Origin of the sequence: Rhodococcus sp. IEGM 1330 (assembly GCF_033142445.1) — a bacterium.
Lineage (GTDB): Bacteria > Actinomycetota > Actinomycetes > Mycobacteriales > Mycobacteriaceae > Rhodococcoides.
This window is the reverse complement of the sequence record NZ_JAWLSB010000004.1, coordinates 34,932-51,866: the sequence shown is the minus strand read 5'-3', so window position 1 is coordinate 51,866 and position 16,935 is coordinate 34,932. Positions and strand designations below refer to the sequence as shown.

The following is a 16,935-nucleotide window of genomic DNA, read 5'->3' as shown; positions in this document are numbered from 1 at the left end:
CGGTTTGCTGATGTTGGTGGGTTGCGGTTACTCGTCTTGACCGAGCTTCGGTCCTTCGAGATGAAGTCCGTACTTCGCGATGATCGACTCGAAATGGTCGGCAATCTGCTTGTAGGCTTCCGGTGGCAATGACTTGTACTTTGCCTTCAGATACGGTGTAAACGTTGGTAATTCGCCCTTGGGTAGCCAGTTCGCCGCGGCGAACATATCGGCAAGCGGCACGTCGATAACTTCCGCAATCGCGTGAAGGTTGTCGAGGTGCGGGTGCTCGATTTCCCCTCGTTCGAGCCGAGTCAGAGTTCCTGACGCAATGCCAGCTCGCCGGGCAACTTCGCTGGCGGATAGTCCGCGCCTTTTCCTGGCCGTCGCAATGAATTTTGCTAGATCGTTGGGGTGAATGGATTCCATGAGAGTTTCTCCGTTTCTCATTCCAATTTTACGACGATCGATCAACTCTTTCAACGGTGGAATCTGCTAAATCGGTTTGCTTACAGCCGATTTTGATGATTTATCTTGGTGAAGGTCTGGTTGGCATCACGCTTGGAACAACCAGACGCCGCCTGTTTCATCGGGATAGACGACCACAGATCCATCCAGGTACATGTCTCGGGCCAATGCATCGGTGTCGATGCGAACGTACGGGCGAAGCGAGGCTGGGATGACCTCGTCCACCAGCTGCTGGTAGCCGTGGTCGTCGATGATCTCTTCCGCGTACGCTTCCAGGCTCTCGTAGTGGCCGATGTAGTTCTCGCTGAAGCGTTCGAGCAAGTCGGAGTCGCCTTCATGGGCGTCAGCCCAGGCAGCGAAGGCATGCCCGTGCTGCTCGATCCCCTGCGCGATCGCAGCGACGTGGGGAATGGATTCGTACTCGCCGAGGCGGACCGCGCCGAAGTCATCGAAGTCATGGATGGCGAACTCCTCCGCGTCAGGTTCTTTCGATGTGGCGAGCATGGCTGCGATGTCTGCGTAGATCTCGTCGGCTGTGCGGGCTGCATCGAGCCAGACGCCGTGAAGGCGGCCGTTGTTGTAGTCGGATAGCGAGGCAACGTAGATGCGCGGCGAGGGCGCGGGTGGCTCTTCGTGGCTCGATTCGTGTTCCGGGACTGGGGTCGGCTCGTGGCTTGTTGTTCTGTGTGCGTAGGGATCTGATTCATGGGTCATGACACCTCCTTTCGGTTACTGGTTAATGCGGGTCGTGGATGCGTTGGGATGACGGGAGAAACGAAGTCAGGAGGTGGAGAATCTGGCTGATTCTCAACACATCCCGCTCCGTTCCTTCCGTTCACCGGGGTACTGCCGTGTCGGACGGGTCGTTCTCAGTCCGACGATTCACCTCCCTCCGTGGGTGCCTTCCGGCCGCGACTGCGACCGCTACCTGCGCTGGCCGTCGTCGCGCTGCTGGGTGCAGCGATGACGTCGCCGAACAGCGTGGCGATGGCATCGCGTCGGGCTGCCGCATCACGCTCTATTTCAGCGAGCGCTTCGTCGGCGCGGTTGGCGAGATCGGCCGCGTCCTTTGCGCCCGCGATGTGAGCATGCAGGGCGGTCTTGATCTCGTCGGTGATGGTGCTGCCCCGAAGTCCGGCGATCAGCGTGAGCTGAGCGTGGATGTCCGGATCGAGTCGAATGCCAATGGTTTTGACACCCTTGGCAGTTGTCGTGTCCTCGATATCGGCTGGGTTCGACATGGGGTTCCTCCTCGGTGCTGTGCGGCCGGTGATGTTCTCGGATGAACGTCTCGGTGACGGCCGCATGACACCGACGAGTTACGACCCGTTATGCAGCAGTGTCTTTCGAGTTCGTACGTCGTTGCGTGTCGCTTCGCCGTCGCACGCGGTCATCTGTGATGCGCTCATTGGCGATCGTGACGAATGCTGGGTTGAGCTCAATCCCAAGCCAGTCACGTCCGAGCTGTTCGGCGGCAACAGCTGTGCTGCCGCTACCCATAAAGGGGTCGAGGACCAGGCCCGGCTCACTCGGTGCGTTACAGGAGCAGGTGGCGGCAAGCGAGGAGCGAACTGCCGTTCCGCCGAGTGATCGGATGACGCGGCGCTGCCACGGGAGACGACACATGATGCAACGGGCCTCGGGGCAGCCTGCCTGGATAGCTCGCGATGGAAGCGCAATCGGGAAGGTTGCGTGATGCTCGCTGCGGTACCCGCTGGTCGCAAGCGGCCAGACGTCACCAGGGTTCTTCCCGAGCGGGTGTCCCACTCGTCCTTCAGCTTTCAACTTGTCGAGGCCGGTGACGTCGTCGCCGTTCGGACCGCGCCACGACTCGACGCCGCGATCGACGAGCGTGCCGCCGCGAGCGGCCTTCGAGCGGTGAGGAACGCGGAGGGCGTCGAGATCGAAGAAGTATCGCTGGCTTCTGGCCAGGACGTACACGACTTCGTAGGTGCACGCGAGGCGGTCTTTCGCATTGCTCGGCATGGGGTTGGTCTTGCTCCAGACAATCTTGTTCCTCACGATGAACCCGTCCGCCTGCAGAGCGAGGGCGAGCCGTTCCGGTGCCATGACGAGTGATTTGCGTTGTGCACCTTGGTTGCTGTGGACGGAATAAGAATCTCCGAGGTTGAGCCACAACGTCCCGGTGGGAACGAGGGTGCGGGCGACTTCCTGGCAAATCTGGCGGAGATTAGCGATCCAGTCGTCGACATTTGCTTCGAGACCGATCTGGTCGGCGTGCCCGTAGTTGCGCAGTCGGAAGTACGGGGGACTGGTGATGACGGTGTCGACCGATGCGTCGGGAAGTGATCGCAGGTGATGCAGTGCGTCGCCGACGAGCATCGAATTACGGGGGACCGCTGGTGATCCTGAAGTTGTTGTGTTCGGGGACGTGGTCATGAGGTGCCTCCTTTCTGAATGAGGGGGATGAGTTGATCTGGGGTGATGATGCGAAAGATGGCGTCGCTGAGATCATCCGAGCGGGCGATCTGCGCAGTCAGGCTGTGGATCCGGCGCTGGGCGGTTTCGACATTGGGTGCGCTCATGACCCACACGACGATCGGGAAGACGCCGGCACGATCTTGTTCTGTGCCGCTGCGCCGGTAGGCCTCGTACTCGCGACACTTGCGGATGAGCGTGGGGATGGTCTCGGTACCAAGGTCGATTTCGATGAACCAACTATCCTCGAAGTCGCTGTCGGGTCCTGGCGCGGTGACGGCGTGCAGATCCGGTTTCAGGGTGACAGCTACCCCACCAAGTCCGGGATAGCGCCGCCAACAGGATGGTTCGGGATCGGCTGCGATGAGTTCGATCTGTCCTGCTCGTTCGGCCATGGTCAGCGCAACGGTCGTGTCGGCGATTGCGAGCGTATGTTGCACGAACGTCCGGCTCGGTTCGTGACGCCGCCGCTTACTGGCATCGCTGACAAGCCGAATACCAGCGGTGTCGAGGAAGTACGTCGGCGTGCTGCTACCGCCGTAAATACCTCCGATACGTCGATCCAGCGTCGCAACCAGGCGGTGCTTTCGTAGTCGTTCCAGAACGCTGCGGGTGGCTCTGGCACCAGCGGAGGGACTGGCGTGATCCGCGAAGTGCAGTGTCTGGATGTGACCCGTCGTCAGGAATCGATGGCGCTGAATTGATCCCAGAACTTGACGGTCACGGTCCGACAGTGTGCCCTCAATGGCCTGCAGTACGGCTTTGCCGATTCGTCTGGTCTGGGCTGTTTGTGGGGTCGAATCGGGTGGGGTCGTTCGGGGTGTGGTGTCCGTATGGACACCATCAGTCGGTGACCGTAACTGGGTCGGTGGGACGTTGAGCAGGGGAGGGGCAGGAATTGTCAGAGGAGGGACTGGAGGGTCGGTCGGAGGGGTCGATGAAGATGAACTATTCATTCGGTTCGCTTCCTTCGACGGTTCGATACCGACTCGGTGGTGGGCGAGGGTTGGTCGAGCAGTGCGCGGAAGGCAGCTTCAATCTCGGCGCGCGGTTGGCCGTAGCGGGCTCGGCTACGGCGTCGGACGTCGTCCGGGTCGGAGGTAGCGGGCGGTGGGGGCAGGGTGACGCCGGATACCCACGGCTGCAGACTGTTGTCTCGGATGAGTTGGGCGTAGACGTGATAGGCCGGGAGTGCGCCGAAGTCCTGTGCACTGATCACCGATTGCCCATCGGCCATCGCTTTGGCGTCTTCGCTGGCGAGCTGAAAACAGATGCGGGAGCGAGCGTTGTTGGTGAAGGCCGCGAGCATCGCGCTCGACAGCTGTCGCCGGAACTGGTGCGAAAGGTGAAAGGCGGCTCCGAGCGATCGACTGGTTGCCAGCGCATCCTCCAGATCCGCGGTCGGAAGCTTCAAGTAGTCCTGCACTTCGTCGATGTAGATCGGGACGGGCTTTCGATCACGGGCGGGCGTCCCGGCCCGTTCACGAATCGCTTGCCAGAGTTCGGAAATCACGAGCGCGCCGAGTAGCTGTGCGGATTCTGGTCCGAGGACACCTTTTTGGAGCGGGACGAGCAGAATCTTCTGGTCAGTGAGGACGTCCCGGATGTTGAACTTGGCCGTCGTCTGCGACAGCGTGCTGCGCAGTGACGGCGAGAGCAGCGGACGAAGCTTGTTCTGGAGCGGTGCGATTACCTGCGCGGCTGCATCGGGTGAGAGTCCATCGAACCACTGCCAGAAGGGGCCAGCGGCAATCGGGTCGTCGCGGATGATGGCGGCCGTCAGGCGGCGACGGAACGCCGGATTGGTCAGTAGAACTGGCAGCATGACCAAGCTGCCTTCTGGGTGACGAGCGAGGGCGTCCAGGCTGTTTCTGAGAATGTCTGAGCTGCGCGGACCGAGACTGTCGCCGTAGAGCGTGTGGAAGACGCCGAACAGGGCATCGGCGATGAGTTCCGGCGACCTGATCTCGCCCTGCTTGCGTCGGAGCAGTGGGTTGATGCCGACGGGAGCTTCGTCGAGGGGATCGAGCAGGACGACGTCATCGCGGCGGTTCTCAGGAATTCGTAAGAGCAAGTCGGCAATGAGATCTTTCGGTTCGATGACGACCATGCCGAGTCCACGCTGTAAGTCCTGCACGATGAGGTTGAGTAGCAGGGTGGTCTTTCCGGTTCCGTTGGGGCCGAGGAGCCAACTGTGCCGTGTGGCGTCGGTGATGGAGTAGCCGATTGTGGCGTCGATACCGGGTGCGTCGGACGTCGCGATAACGCGCTCACCGCTTGCGAGTAACGGAGTCGGTCGGATTGGCCGGGGATGGGGCGCGGGCTGCCCGGGGAAATCCCCGTCGCCGATCGGCAGGCCGCTCAGACGGGCGACCTCCTCGACGTTCAGTCTGAGTGGCCACGACCACCCGAAACGGGGCAGTGACGCGTCGTTGATTGCCGTCGCCGGTTGGTGCTTGATGCCCACGCGGATGCCCGCCGCCTCGGTTGTCGCCAGTGCTGCCGCGACGCCGAGCGCCAGTCGCCGACGGCGTTGGTCGGTGTCGGCATGGACGCCGATTCGCGCCGTGAGGGCGAAGCCGTGTTGCGAGACTTTTTCGCGGTGGGCTCGTAGCTGATCTGGTGTCGCCATCCGATTTCCCGAGAGCAGCGTCCGCAGCGGCCCTTGGTCTGGCTTAGACGTGCTGGGCGATACGACGCGGGGTGACCATCGTGGACCCAAAATCAGCTGCAGGACGAGCACTTCGCCGTGGCCCGCTGCAGTGATGGCGGTGAGCACCGATCTTGCCGATCCGACAGGATCTGCCGGTGCAAGTCGCCGCTGGGAGGTTGACATGGTCAGTTGCCGCCCCGTTTGCACCCGGCGGCGGTCGCCGTCGAACTGATTGATGGTGACCCCGCGAACAAGCTGCTCGACCGTGCGGCGGATCGATGTCGCGTAGCGAAGCGGGCTGCCAATGAGGTACGTGACCCGGCCATTCTCACAACGGGTTTCGAGATAGATCGTCGGTTCGTGTCGTTCGGTCGCCCAGTGTCGGAGTACATCGAGCACATCCGACTCCTGGAGAGGGCTGGGCCAGAACACCTGTTGCCAGACCACGCTGTCGGGCCCGAGCGGGGGAGTGCTAGTCATCTGTCGTCTCCGAGTCGCTACGTGGTGCTTCGGGCTGCGCCGAATCTGATTGCTGCGCAGCAGTGTCGGAGCGCTCAGCATCGGCCTGTGCTTCCGCCTCGGCCAGAACGATGCTGAGCACGGCTCGGCTGAAACGCCGAAGGTCGGCCGGCTCGCGGCGGACTGCACGAACGGAAATGTTGCGTTGCTTGCGTCCCTTGCCTCGTGAGTTCGGTGAGTTACGAATGGTTTTGGACATAGGTGTGGCCTCCTTTCAATTACGAATTCTGTGAATCGATCAATACATTGACTGATTTATAGACTCAGTTAACGATGAAGAAGTTGATCGGTCAATACCGCTTGTGTTTATTACAACGGCGGGCGGAGCAGGTCAGGCTGAGGTGGAGTGTCCGAGAAAAGTTGTTACTTACCAACGACTTTGCCGCCATCGAACAATCGCCACGATGGCCGCGACGACTGCCGCAATACCGAGGATGGTGATGAGGATGGGGAGAATTGACGCCAGCACTTCGATGGCGCAGTACAGCGCAACGGCTGCAATGAGGCATGCCACCGCAAACCCAACGATCTGGTCGCCCCACGATTTGGGGTCGCTCGCGCTCATCGGGCCCGTCGCAGTTCCGCGAGGACCCCGCGCTCGAACCCGAGGACAGCGCAGTCGATGCCGAACTGTCGCTGGTCGTCTGGGAACCGCTTTGCGAACGCGTTGATCTGGATCTGCCCGACGAGATCGGCGTGAAACAGGGTCCATTCAAGCGTGCCGCGCTCGTAGCCGGCGTCTTCGAGCTGATCGAGATGCCAGATCGCCAGTTCGAGTTCATCAATCAAGCCGAAGTCGAGTCCGAGTCGGCAGTGATGGACATCGTGGACGAAGCGGTGGGCGATGTTGGCCTCGGGACTGGTGAAGATGACATCGTCGCTGTGCTGGTTGCTGATCGGCAGGGCTTGCCCGGTCTGCTGGCTCGTCGCGTAGGCCTCGCGGAGCCCGTCGTAGGTCGTCGGTGCGTCGGAGGCCGGTTGGTAGCCGAATCCGACGTCAAGGGCAGTCGTCTTGGCTTGGTCGAAGACGAACTGGCTGAGCGTGATTCGTGCCTCGTCGAGTTCGCCTCCGGTGTAGAGGCCGAGGCCTGCGGTGTGGGTTGTCATGGTCATGATTGGTGTGACCTCCTGGTCAGGCTGGTGATGGCTGCGCTGGAGTGCAGGCCGGGGATGGGGTGGGCTTCGATCTGGTCGGCGACGGCGGTTCCGAGGTAGGCAGCGCGGATGGCGTAGTCGCGTCGGTTACGAACGGGCCGTCGCAGCCGGTGTTCGGTGACGAGCGCGGCTCGCCAGTCGGCGTTCAGGAGGCGTCCAGTCACTTCGCCGAGTGTCGGCATGTGTTCGTGCATAAGCGCCAGTGCCGATGTTCCGACGAGAAGGCGGTTGGACGTCGTCAGACTTCGATCGAGGCGCAGGTGGAGGACGGTTCGGACGAACTCGGCATGAGCAGCGATGATGCTGTCCGGGTAGACCGTGTTCCCACAGACCGATCGGTCGATGGGTAGCCAGCGCCGCATCGGCGAGCTGGGTGATTTCGGTAGCGCTGCCGCGTCTTTCAGCTGCTGCAGTGTTCGAGGGGCGCGGTCGGGTTCGGTGAGTAGGAGGTGCAAGCCGGATTCGGTCGACAGTCGAGCGGAGACGAGCGAGATGGCTTGCTGTGCCTGCGTGAGCGTGGCGGCTAGCTCGAACGGTGGGACATCGTGGAGTGAGCCGACCAGCGGTTCGGAGTATTTGGGCATGACGAATTACCCCTTCCGGGGTGCAGGTGAAATGGGAATGAAGTGACTGCGGTATGAAACGCGCGGTAAACGGCTACGGCGTGGTGCACTGCCGATAGGTCATGAGGGCGTCGAAGACGGCTTGTGCTGTCGCGCCCGGTTCTGAGCGGGTGGTGATCATTGATGTCGTCACGTGATCGGCCTGCTGCAGCAGGGCGGGCGGTTCCGCACCGAGCGAGACGGCGTGGACGTGTCCATCGAATGAGATGAGCTGATCGAGCACGGCTCTCGAGTCACGGTCGGTCAGGAAGAAGTCCGTCATGACCACCAGAGTTGCCGCCGCTTCGGGATGTTGTCGGGCCAGGCGTTCGGCCTTGTCGAGCGCGGGACCGAGATCGCTCGATCCTGGCAGCCCATCCGAGCGCAAGCCCGATCGAAGGCGTCGCACGCCTCGCGGATAGAGGCGCTGAGGTGGGACATCCCACTGCGCCGGGTAGTCGAAGTGAATGACCGAGACCAATTCCTTTCCGCAGTCGCAGGCTCGACCGATGTGCTCGATGGCGCGTCGAGCTTCGTCGTAGCGTCGGGCGAGCGGGTCGTTGCCCGCCATTCCGGTGATGCTGGCCGAGTCATCCGTGAGGAACATGTACAGGGCCGGATCCTCGGGGCACTTCCCAGGATGTCCGAGCGTGGGTGAGGCTTTCGAGACCCGAGGGTTGCCCGCTCGTCCTTGTGGCGTTCCGGTCGGTGGGTGGATATCGATGAGTCGAGGTCGGCGTACATCGACGGAATGAAATCCGTGGGTTGTCATGCGGGGTCCTTCCGAAGTGTCCGCCCGATGGCAGGTGCTGCCGGGCCGTGACCGACAACGTCGGGGCTTTCGATGAGGGTCTGGTACGTCTGTCCATGCAGGTGGGCTGCGGCTGCGTCGCCGCGGTGGTGCCGTTCGGCGTGGATCGAGCGAGTTCGGTCGGTCGCTCGCCCGGAAAGAAGCAGCGGCACATGGAGCGGGAGCCGGCGGTGCGCACGCAGTTCTTTCTTGTACGCAGCGTGGGCGTCGTCGATGAGGTCACTGACCTGATCGGCGTGGCAGTACGAATTGATGAAGGATGCGATGGTGACAGCGAAAGCCAGGGCCCCGAACGCCGTACCGGACGCGAAACTGTCGACTGCGGAGCGCAGGCTCAGAATCGCAATGGCGACGAGCAGACCGACTGTGAGGCCGCTGCCGAGCGCGATAGTCGCATATCGGCGGGCACGTTGTCCGCTACCGTCGAAGAGGTGTCGGTACGGCTGTAGGGCATCGTCGAGGCAATCGGGGTCGTCGCGGTGTCGTTCGGCCGACAGCTGCAGGTGCTTGAATTCGGCACCGACCAGTCCTGCCGTGACAGTCGCAGCTCCCGCCGAGACTGCCTGAATGACCGCCAGCAAAGGGATGTCGCCGAACAGAATGGCCGCGTTGGCCGGACCCATGACTTCCCCGGCGAACAACGCGCATGCTCGAAGGCGATATGCCCATCCAGATCCCTTGCGTCGTCGCCACGGTGAGAGGGCGTCAGCCACCCGCTGGTAGTAGCGCGCGGCGGACTCGACAAGAGGTCGGTCGTGCTCGACGAGGAAGGCTGCTTCGGCGCGGTACGGCTCGAGTGCCGCTTGCCGCGAACTGTCTCCCCGTGCTTCATGTTCGGCATCTGCCTTGAAGAGGTCGCGTTGCGAGGCGCTGAGCGCGTCGCCTTCGAGTTCTGCCCAGGTCCGCTCGACTGTGGTCGGACGTGCGATGCTGTCCGCCTTGTCGGTGGGGATCAGTCGACGTGCTTGAGGCTGCTTGCGAGCGATGGACGGGACCGGACGCGAGAGGGGATTTCGGAATGCCATGATCGCTACCGTCCAATCGCGGGGTCGGTGACGACGGTGCATTCTGCGGCATTGGCACGTTCGCAGATCCGGTTCCAGCCAGCTTTCAGGGCGTCGACATGGGCAGTTGCCGCCGGCGTGCCGCTGGAGCTCTTCCCGATACCGATGATCGTCAACTGTGCGCCCGAGAGGTCGGGGACGGTCGCCGCGTCGGCAATCGCAACGGCCGAGGCCGCTGTCAGCGTGGGGTCCGCGAAGTTCAGTTGGTCGGTGTCTTCACCATCGGTCACGATGAGTCCGACGAGCTGCGACTGACCATTGCCGTTGTTCAGCTGTTGGCCGTATTCCGCATTGAGGCCGAGCTGTCCGAGGATGTCGGTTCCGCTTGAACGCGGCGGTGCCGCCACTGCGTCGGTAATTTTTTGGTGAATTTGCGTCATGACTCCCTCGGTCGCCTCCGGCTCGCGACGTAGGCGGGCGTTCTCGGTCGCACCGTCGAGATGAAGTTCGCCGGAGTAGAGAGGCACTGTGCTGGCGACGCTGCCGGAGAATGCCGACACGTCTGCGTTGCCACCGCAGAGAAACGTGCGCCGGACAAGCCCTTGAACTGCTGCGTTCTCGCCGTCGGACAGTGGGACCGACGACCGGGAGCCGGAGATGTCGATCACGGCTTTGAACGCCACGGGTGATTGCGGGCAGTCGGTCGCGCCGGGGTGTTCGTCAGTGGTCGGGTTGATGACGCCGCAGCCTGCGGCGAACGTGGTGGCTACGCAAATCGCCACCAGTGTGCGGTGTGGAGTGCTCGTTCTTGGCGGGATGCCGTTCATTCCGTTGTCCTTCGTTCGGATGATTTTTGAGCCCGTTGTGGGCCTACAACCACTCGAACACGAACCGTCGGGACGGTTCCGGTAGACGATCCGGTGGATATCCGGGTTAAATCCGTCCATGACGGCAGATACTCGGGCACTTCGACACGGGGACGTGGTGGATGAGCTGAAATTGCTTCGCGAGCGGGGACTGGGAGTGGTGCGGAAGCTCCGGCTGGATGCACTGCACGAAGCAACAGAATTGAGCGGGCTTGCACGCCCCAACGATCGCAGTCCGGCGGCGATCGCAGACCTTGTTCGCAAAGCGGTCAAGCATCTCGATGGCGGGGATTACCAGGCCGCCGCGGAATACACGTTCGGGCTAACCGGCGGTACGAAGATGGCACCAGCACACGAACGCCGACGCATGGCAGCCGGAGTCTTCGGTCTTGCGACTGAGACGTTTCGCAAGAAGCACGAGAAGGAAATCGTCGATGACGTCGCTGAAGGCGTGCTGGCGTTGTGTCATGACCAGGCCATGCGCGTCGCGCATCTGGGTATGCAGCAGCGCCACCCTGCCGATACAAGGCTGGCGGTGGCGTGGGTGGAACGGTTTGAGGCCTACTACCGGATCTGGACGCCCGTCTATGCGCTGAAGGCTGACCTGGATGCTGCTCTGGCGACATACAAAAATGAGCCATCCGACCATCTGCCGTGGGATTCAGAGAGCGTCGAGAGTTTCGACCCAGTGAAACAGGCACAGGGCTACGCCCGCAGCGCCCTCTACTGGTACGCAAGATTTCTTCTCGCAGAGAAGCAATTCATCAACGAGCGCGGCGGGATGTGGTTATTCTCCGATCCGAAGGTCGAGGAGACTGTGACCGACGCCGTCTACCGGATCGGATGGCACAACCCGATCAATGAGGAGAACGATTCTTGGCTTCGTCGCAAGCTTGCGGACAGTAGACACCAGGAGGCAGAGCACTTCTATAGAGCGCTTGAGGCAAGCACGATGGGGGAGAATATTCATTCGATTTGGCAGAAGTTCGTCCTCGACGGACACCAAGCAGAACTATCGGGCGACACCAGTGCAAGCCAGGTGCACAGCACAGTCACAGCGTGCGAGGAATATCGCAGCGCGATTGATCAGGACTGGCTCAAAATAGCTGATTGGTATGCACCGGGATCGAAAGCGCCCCGTGGAATTGACGGAAAACATCTGTATGCAGAACACGTGGAGGCGCTTGAAAGAACGCCACAATAAGTTGGATTTATTGTGAAACTAGGTACTGGACTCGGCCTCGGGGACAAGCTCGACGCTCCAACCTGCGGCGAAATCGTCTCCGACAACCTGGTCGATACTCTTCTCGGACAGAACTCTGACTAGGGCGAGTCGCCTGTTTTCAAGATCGCGCAGCGTCGCATCTCTCGTTGAGTCGAGACTGTGAGGTGCCACCACGGCGGTGTCCGCGTCCTCGCTATCGATCAGCAAATAGTTTGATGCCCTGTATCCAGCGTCTGCCGCGTTGTCTGAGGCACCGTGGAGCAGGTCAAACATTCCGATCGTCTCTTTTGTTGCTCGTTCGCTGCTTCGACCCGGTTTAGGTAGATGGTTCACGGCCATTGGTTCTCCCAATTAGTATTGTTTAATTCGATTTTATCACAATTTGTTGTCAAAATCGACAGCCAAAATCTAGCTAACTCTGGCATCATTCATGAACCAGAATCGAAGCATGCGAACTGTGCTGACTGATATCGCAATAGCCGCCATCCATGCGCTGATGCCAACTGCAACATTCCAGAGGATAGTGGAATCAAAGACTGCCATAACCCATGGCAGGTTGTCCACGTTTCGACCGGCTACAACCAGTGCGTATGCGAGAAATTCCAGGGTGAGGCTGACGGCTCCAATTAGCGAGAACGCCAGGGCACTTGCAGATGACACAAGTGAACGTCGCATTCGTGCCAAGTAGATAGTGACGGCCGTTGCTATAAGTAGTGGATACGCCAGAGTTGCGGCAACGAAGTCGCTGCCCGATTCTGAATTAACGACGGCCTGACGGAGCGAGATTGTGATTCCTAGAACGATTGTCAGCCAGAATGCCGAAAGTAGGTCTGAACCAGTCGGCCTCTCAAATACTCTTAGCCGCATGAAGTAGTCGGAGTTTCCGGATTTTGCAGCTTCTCGGCTGTAAAAATGTGTTTGTGATGCACCTCGCTGTGGCAGTCGGAAGTAGCCTGGCGACATTGTCGATGCCGGTCGCGTTGAGCGGGTTGTGTTACCTGTTCGATGCTCGATGGTTATTCGGTCCATAAAGGATCCATCGGGTACAGTTACTGAGAGATGATAACTTTTAGAGCGCTCGGCGCGGCCGAGGCCAATCTGTACGTGGCCGCTTGAGATTTTAAATAGTCGAAGAAACATTTGCGCGGGACGGCTATATTCTGATTCGGATGCTGACTTCTGTATGGCGCTGTTCGGAATGTCAAAGGAATAGTTAATAGAGTAATGTGTCTGAGCTGGAGCCTGGATCACGATAAAAAATCTTGTTACTAGAGCCTGCGCGAATAGCCGAGACAGGGAGTGTGCATTTGGGTCATTTATTGTTGAATTCGAGAATGCGCTGTTGACCCTCCCGAGCAATTGGGCGGAAATGCCTCCGTTATTGCGGGCAAGTACGTGAGCCGGCTGGATGGCTGCGCCGACCAGATCATTCAAGTTTGAGGTGAACTCTTGCGACCAAAGGCTGAGATCGGGGTCAAGATTATATGCTTTTTTGTATAGAGAGATCATAGACGCGACCGCGAGAATGTTGCAATCGGCGAACGGGAGCGATGTTATTGCCAGCCCGCTTCTTTCAGAGACATCGAAATTGTTGTACAGGCGACCTTTTTTAGGCTGGGCAATCGGGATTAGCATTGATGAGGGTGCGGAAAAAGGAGGAGGTGCAGAAGACGTGATGTTGATGTCCAATGACACGGTCTTGCGGGTGTTATTTCTGTCGATATCGATAGATTCCGAGACTCGGCTCCTTGATCCAATTGGGTCTACAGCGAGTGTTACGAAGTCATAGAGCGCAGTGCTTGACAGTTGTGATTCAAGCTTGAGGGCCATCTGAATAGTCTGCGCTATTTCACTTGATAAATTCAAAGGGTTGGCGGTATTGTCGGGAGCGGGGATTGCGTCGCGTTGAAGTGCACGCCAAAAAATCTGAAGGATAGAAAGAAGAACCAATACGATTAGGGGGATTGCCCAGAGCAAGCCAGAAGCCTTACCTGTAACGAGTAAAACGATTGGCAGGACGGCAAGCCCGGCTAATATCGATGCCGTTAGGCTGGAGAGGCCCCTGACCTTCTCGCGATTCAGCCACGACGGTACATGCTGGTTGGGCATTTGACTCCATCTCGAACGCTTCACAGGTTGACAAGACGTCCGGCGATCTTAGGATGTCAAGTCGATGGATTATTGCTCTTGGCTTGGTATCTGTCTAGGTCACTAGCTTGTTGTTGGGCAGTTAGGCGAATTTTTCATTCGACTGAATGACAGAGACCTGTCTTTATTTATTCCACTGCTGGATGTTTCTCAGCTCTGTTTGAGTCCGCTTCGCTGACCCACACGGCGATCACACCTTGTTTAGGCATAACCCAACCGTCGAAGCCAATGCCAACCGTCATCTCTGGCACGGTCCGTGGCAGCCGATAGCTTCTCACCTTCTTGCTACTGGCGATGAAAGGGATCAGGCGCATTTCGTCGATTCCGCAGTCTCCGTACTCCAACTCCACGTCGAGCCCCTTTGACGGCTGCTCAACGTCGACGTGCAGCATGTGCCCGTGTTGTCGCAGAACGGTGCGGTAGGTGTACGAGATATTCACGGGTTTCGCCGCATCGACGATGTCGCTTCCGATCTTGACAGCGTACGACTGCACGCCCGATCGGGTACTGCGACGGATCTTCTGCTCGTCGCCATCGACGGCGAACTGCACCAGCTCGAACGCCTCCCGACTTCCTCCATCGAGCCCAGTTGCAGGGTTGACATACCAGATGGACGTCTCGCTGGGGTCCTCGACGAGTTCGCGGTAGGTCCTGTCATCGGAAACGGCGGTGAATCTTCGGATTGGTGACGACGGAACAACCGTGTACTCGTACCGAGTTGTGAGAACGAAAAGCGGAACACGTTCTGTGGACGTGTTATCCATGGACAACGGAGAGAGATTCATACTGATCTTCGTGTCGTGCCAGCGCTCGGTCGCGGAAATTGCCTGGTCGCGGATATCCTCATAGATGTCGGTTGCGAAGTCTTTGTCGCCGAGCCTGAGGGTAAGGGCGTTGCGGGTTAGCTGGTCGAGGAAGTCGTCGGTCGCAATGACCGACAAGTTGTCGATGTTGTCGGCGAATGCTTGGATCACCGAGTCCCGGAGCGTTGGTGCCAGTTTTGCCATGACGCGGATCATGACCTTCTCGACCAATTTTTCGATTACGGCACCTCGGTCGCCGCTGATCCACAGATCGAGGCCGATTCCGACGATGCCAGCAACAAGAAGCGTTCCTCCCACCTCGCTGATCGGGACGAACGTGATGATTTCTGTCGTACCGGTCGCCACGAGGTACTTGTTCAGCACCATCAATGCAACACCAGCGACCGCAACCGCGAAAGCGAAAAATGCGAGCTTGAGGTTGACGATTCGTTGGTGGGGATCTTGCATAAACTGCTTGCATTATAGCAAGTGAAACTAACTAAGAATAGACCGAAAGTGCAGAGTGGCAACCACTTCCGGGTCGCAAAAGAGGAGCCGGGAGTGATTGCGCACTCTGCGTAGTCGGGGGATCAGTTACCGCCGCCGTTGAAGTTGCCGCCGCCGTTCATTCGTCCACCCCCTCTGCGTAAATCAATTCCTTGCCAGCTGAGTAGTCGGCAGACGTTACGCAGGTGGATCTTGGTCAGATCCGTCCGCGCAACGTCAGGAACAGGATACGCCGTTTGTGCATGGGTGCAATACGCATGGGTACATTCCTCTCTGGCCGTATGGGCGTGGGCCGTATGGGGTTGATATGTGCCCGATGCAGCGAAGCCTCCCCTCAACGCCACGACGCGAGAGTTCGGTGCGCGTATCCGTGCCCGCCGAGAGGAACTTGGTCTCAGTCAGGAAGCTGCGGCGCTAAGGTGTGGCATCCATTGGACGCAGCTCGGCAAGGTGGAACGCGGTCAGCGCAGCCTGCGGCTGGAGAACATCGTAAAGATTGCGTTCGGCCTTGACGTTGCTCCGGGGGTGCTGCTCGACGGCGTGCCAGTGCCGAGTGAAGGTCATTCACTGGAATGACGGATGTCGCAGCGTCCATCCGGTTGTGTTGGCTAGGCTAAATCGGAGGTTCGCGAGGATCTTTGCTCGCTTCGCGACATCGATGGAGGAGGAAGATCGTGGCCTACGACCTGGGCAAGCGACTGGTGATTGGCGTGGCCTCCAGCGCACTCTTCGACTTGTCAGAATCTGACGCAATCTTCCGCAGTCAGGGAGAAGCGGCTTACCGGCAGTACCAGCAGGAAAATTTGGACATCCACCTCGGTCCGGGTGTCGCATTTCCCTTCGTCCGGCGAATTCTCTCTCTTAACGACTTGTCTGAAAGCCAGGCAGATCCTCTCGTCGAAGTCATGATTCTGTCGCATAACGATCCCGACACCGGTCTCAGAGTGATGCGGTCGGTAGCCCATCATAAGCTCGGAATCACCAGGTCGATTTTCACACAGGGAAAGTCGCCGTATGACTACATTCCGGTACTCAACATCTCGCTCTTCCTGTCAGCGAACGCCCAGGATGTTCAGCGCGCAACTGAGAACGGGTACCCGGCCGGTCGTGTTTTGGATAGCGAGTTCGTCGATGATCAGCTGGACCTAGAACTGCGGATCGCATTCGACTTCGATGCGGTACTCGCCGATGACGAATCTGAGCGCGTAATGGAGGGTGCGGATCTTGACGCTTTTCACAGCCACGAGACGCAAAATTTGGCCAAGCCCCACACACCCGGTCCGCTGAAGGAGTTCTTGGTCGGTGTTTCGAGACTTCAGCTAGTCGAGGCCCGACGTAAGGCGGAGGATCCTACTTACATCACCCGGCTACGCGTGTCAATCGTGACCGCGAGGAATGCTCCATCTCACGAGCGGGCATTGGCGACGCTCAAAAGTTGGGAAGTGCTCGTCAACGACGCGTTTTTTCTCGGCGGAATTGAGAAAGCCAAGGTGTTGCAAGTGCTGAAGCCCCATATCTTCTTCGACGACCAAACTGGCCACCTGGAACCGGCAGCCAAGTTCACGCCGTCGGTCCATATCCCGTTCGGCATTCGTAATCTGCTTCAGCCGTCGACACAGACCTCGGGAGATGGGGGAGTCCTCCAGAGTGGTGAGCCGACAGGCGGAAATGAAGCTGGTGAGGTGGATATCGCAGACGGTCTCAATGCTTCAGCGATCGATACTTAGTGAAATTTGAATCATGTCGGCTGGGTTGC

General features: G+C 59.4%; 19 protein-coding genes. 3 read left to right on the top strand and 16 right to left on the bottom strand.

All coding sequences use genetic code 11. The features are described from left to right. Positions 1-27: 27 nt before the first annotated feature. The 13 genes from R4P57_RS10880 to R4P57_RS10820 all read right to left on the bottom strand — a co-directional run bounded on the left by R4P57_RS10880 (position 28) and on the right by R4P57_RS10820 (position 10,412). Positions 28-408, bottom strand: coding sequence for a helix-turn-helix transcriptional regulator (locus R4P57_RS10880; RefSeq protein WP_317802863.1), 381 nt, complete (start codon positions 406-408; stop codon positions 28-30). A gap of 126 nt (positions 409-534) precedes the next feature. Beyond that, entirely contained in the window at positions 535-1,161 is a 627-nt protein-coding gene (locus R4P57_RS10875; protein WP_317802862.1) for an antirestriction protein ArdA, read from the bottom strand. 155 nt (positions 1,162-1,316) lie between these two features. Beyond that, complete coding sequence (locus R4P57_RS10870) at positions 1,317-1,688, bottom strand: hypothetical protein (RefSeq protein WP_317802861.1); 372 nt, start codon at positions 1,686-1,688, stop codon at positions 1,317-1,319. A gap of 88 nt (positions 1,689-1,776) precedes the next feature. Continuing rightward, entirely contained in the window at positions 1,777-2,847 is a 1,071-nt protein-coding gene (locus R4P57_RS10865) for a site-specific DNA-methyltransferase (RefSeq protein ID WP_317802860.1), read from the bottom strand. Then, positions 2,844-3,842, bottom strand: coding sequence for a replication-relaxation family protein (locus R4P57_RS10860; protein WP_317802859.1), 999 nt, complete (start codon positions 3,840-3,842; stop codon positions 2,844-2,846). Before R4P57_RS10860 ends, R4P57_RS10865 begins: the two co-directional genes overlap by 4 nt. Further along, complete coding sequence (locus R4P57_RS10855; protein ID WP_411742347.1) at positions 3,839-6,019, bottom strand: type IV secretory system conjugative DNA transfer family protein; 2,181 nt, start codon at positions 6,017-6,019, stop codon at positions 3,839-3,841. The genes R4P57_RS10860 and R4P57_RS10855 overlap by 4 nt, the downstream gene beginning before the upstream one ends. Beyond that, the gene (locus R4P57_RS10850; RefSeq protein ID WP_317802857.1) at positions 6,012-6,257 is read right to left on the bottom strand and encodes a hypothetical protein; all 246 of its coding nucleotides are present in this window, start codon (positions 6,255-6,257) and stop codon (positions 6,012-6,014) included. The genes R4P57_RS10855 and R4P57_RS10850 overlap by 8 nt, the downstream gene beginning before the upstream one ends. Before the next feature lie 168 nt (positions 6,258-6,425). Next, positions 6,426-6,623, bottom strand: coding sequence for a hypothetical protein (locus tag R4P57_RS10845; protein WP_317802856.1), 198 nt, complete (start codon positions 6,621-6,623; stop codon positions 6,426-6,428). Next, a complete protein-coding gene (locus tag R4P57_RS10840; RefSeq protein WP_317802855.1) occupies positions 6,620-7,171 on the bottom strand; it encodes a hypothetical protein in 552 nt (183 codons plus the stop codon). Before R4P57_RS10840 ends, R4P57_RS10845 begins: the two co-directional genes overlap by 4 nt. Continuing rightward, entirely contained in the window at positions 7,168-7,797 is a 630-nt protein-coding gene (locus R4P57_RS10835) for a hypothetical protein (RefSeq protein ID WP_317802854.1), read from the bottom strand. The genes R4P57_RS10840 and R4P57_RS10835 overlap by 4 nt, the downstream gene beginning before the upstream one ends. Positions 7,798-7,870: 73 nt before the next feature. Then, on the bottom strand, positions 7,871-8,587 hold the full coding sequence (locus tag R4P57_RS10830) for a hypothetical protein (protein WP_317802853.1): 717 nt from the start codon (positions 8,585-8,587) through the stop codon (positions 7,871-7,873). Further along, on the bottom strand, positions 8,584-9,651 hold the full coding sequence (locus tag R4P57_RS10825; RefSeq protein WP_317802852.1) for a hypothetical protein: 1,068 nt from the start codon (positions 9,649-9,651) through the stop codon (positions 8,584-8,586). The genes R4P57_RS10830 and R4P57_RS10825 overlap by 4 nt, the downstream gene beginning before the upstream one ends. Before the next feature lie 5 nt (positions 9,652-9,656). Beyond that, positions 9,657-10,412 (bottom strand): hypothetical protein, encoded by a 756-nt coding sequence (locus R4P57_RS10820; RefSeq protein ID WP_317802851.1) that lies wholly within the window; start codon positions 10,410-10,412, stop codon positions 9,657-9,659. A gap of 163 nt (positions 10,413-10,575) precedes the next feature. Here R4P57_RS10820 and R4P57_RS10815 point away from each other — a divergent pair, with 163 nt between their 5' ends. Then, positions 10,576-11,700 (top strand): hypothetical protein, encoded by a 1,125-nt coding sequence (locus R4P57_RS10815; protein WP_317802850.1) that lies wholly within the window; start codon positions 10,576-10,578, stop codon positions 11,698-11,700. 18 nt (positions 11,701-11,718) lie between these two features. On the opposite strand, the gene R4P57_RS10810 is transcribed toward R4P57_RS10815, so the two are convergent. The 3 genes from R4P57_RS10810 to R4P57_RS10800 form a co-directional block, all read right to left on the bottom strand. Next, the gene (locus R4P57_RS10810) at positions 11,719-12,060 is read right to left on the bottom strand and encodes a hypothetical protein (protein ID WP_317802849.1); all 342 of its coding nucleotides are present in this window, start codon (positions 12,058-12,060) and stop codon (positions 11,719-11,721) included. A 69-nt stretch (positions 12,061-12,129) separates the two neighbouring features. After that, positions 12,130-13,830, bottom strand: coding sequence for a hypothetical protein (locus tag R4P57_RS10805; protein ID WP_317802848.1), 1,701 nt, complete (start codon positions 13,828-13,830; stop codon positions 12,130-12,132). A gap of 167 nt (positions 13,831-13,997) precedes the next feature. Beyond that, on the bottom strand, positions 13,998-15,140 hold the full coding sequence (locus R4P57_RS10800; RefSeq protein WP_317802847.1) for a hypothetical protein: 1,143 nt from the start codon (positions 15,138-15,140) through the stop codon (positions 13,998-14,000). A 348-nt stretch (positions 15,141-15,488) separates the two neighbouring features. Between R4P57_RS10800 and R4P57_RS10795 the strand changes: the two genes are divergently transcribed. Beyond that, positions 15,489-15,755: a helix-turn-helix transcriptional regulator gene (locus R4P57_RS10795; RefSeq protein WP_317802846.1), complete on the top strand. Its 267-nt coding sequence runs from the start codon at positions 15,489-15,491 to the stop codon at positions 15,753-15,755. A gap of 98 nt (positions 15,756-15,853) precedes the next feature. Further along, positions 15,854-16,906, top strand: coding sequence for a 5'-nucleotidase (locus R4P57_RS10790; RefSeq protein WP_317802845.1), 1,053 nt, complete (start codon positions 15,854-15,856; stop codon positions 16,904-16,906). The last annotated feature ends 29 nt before the right edge of the window (positions 16,907-16,935 follow it).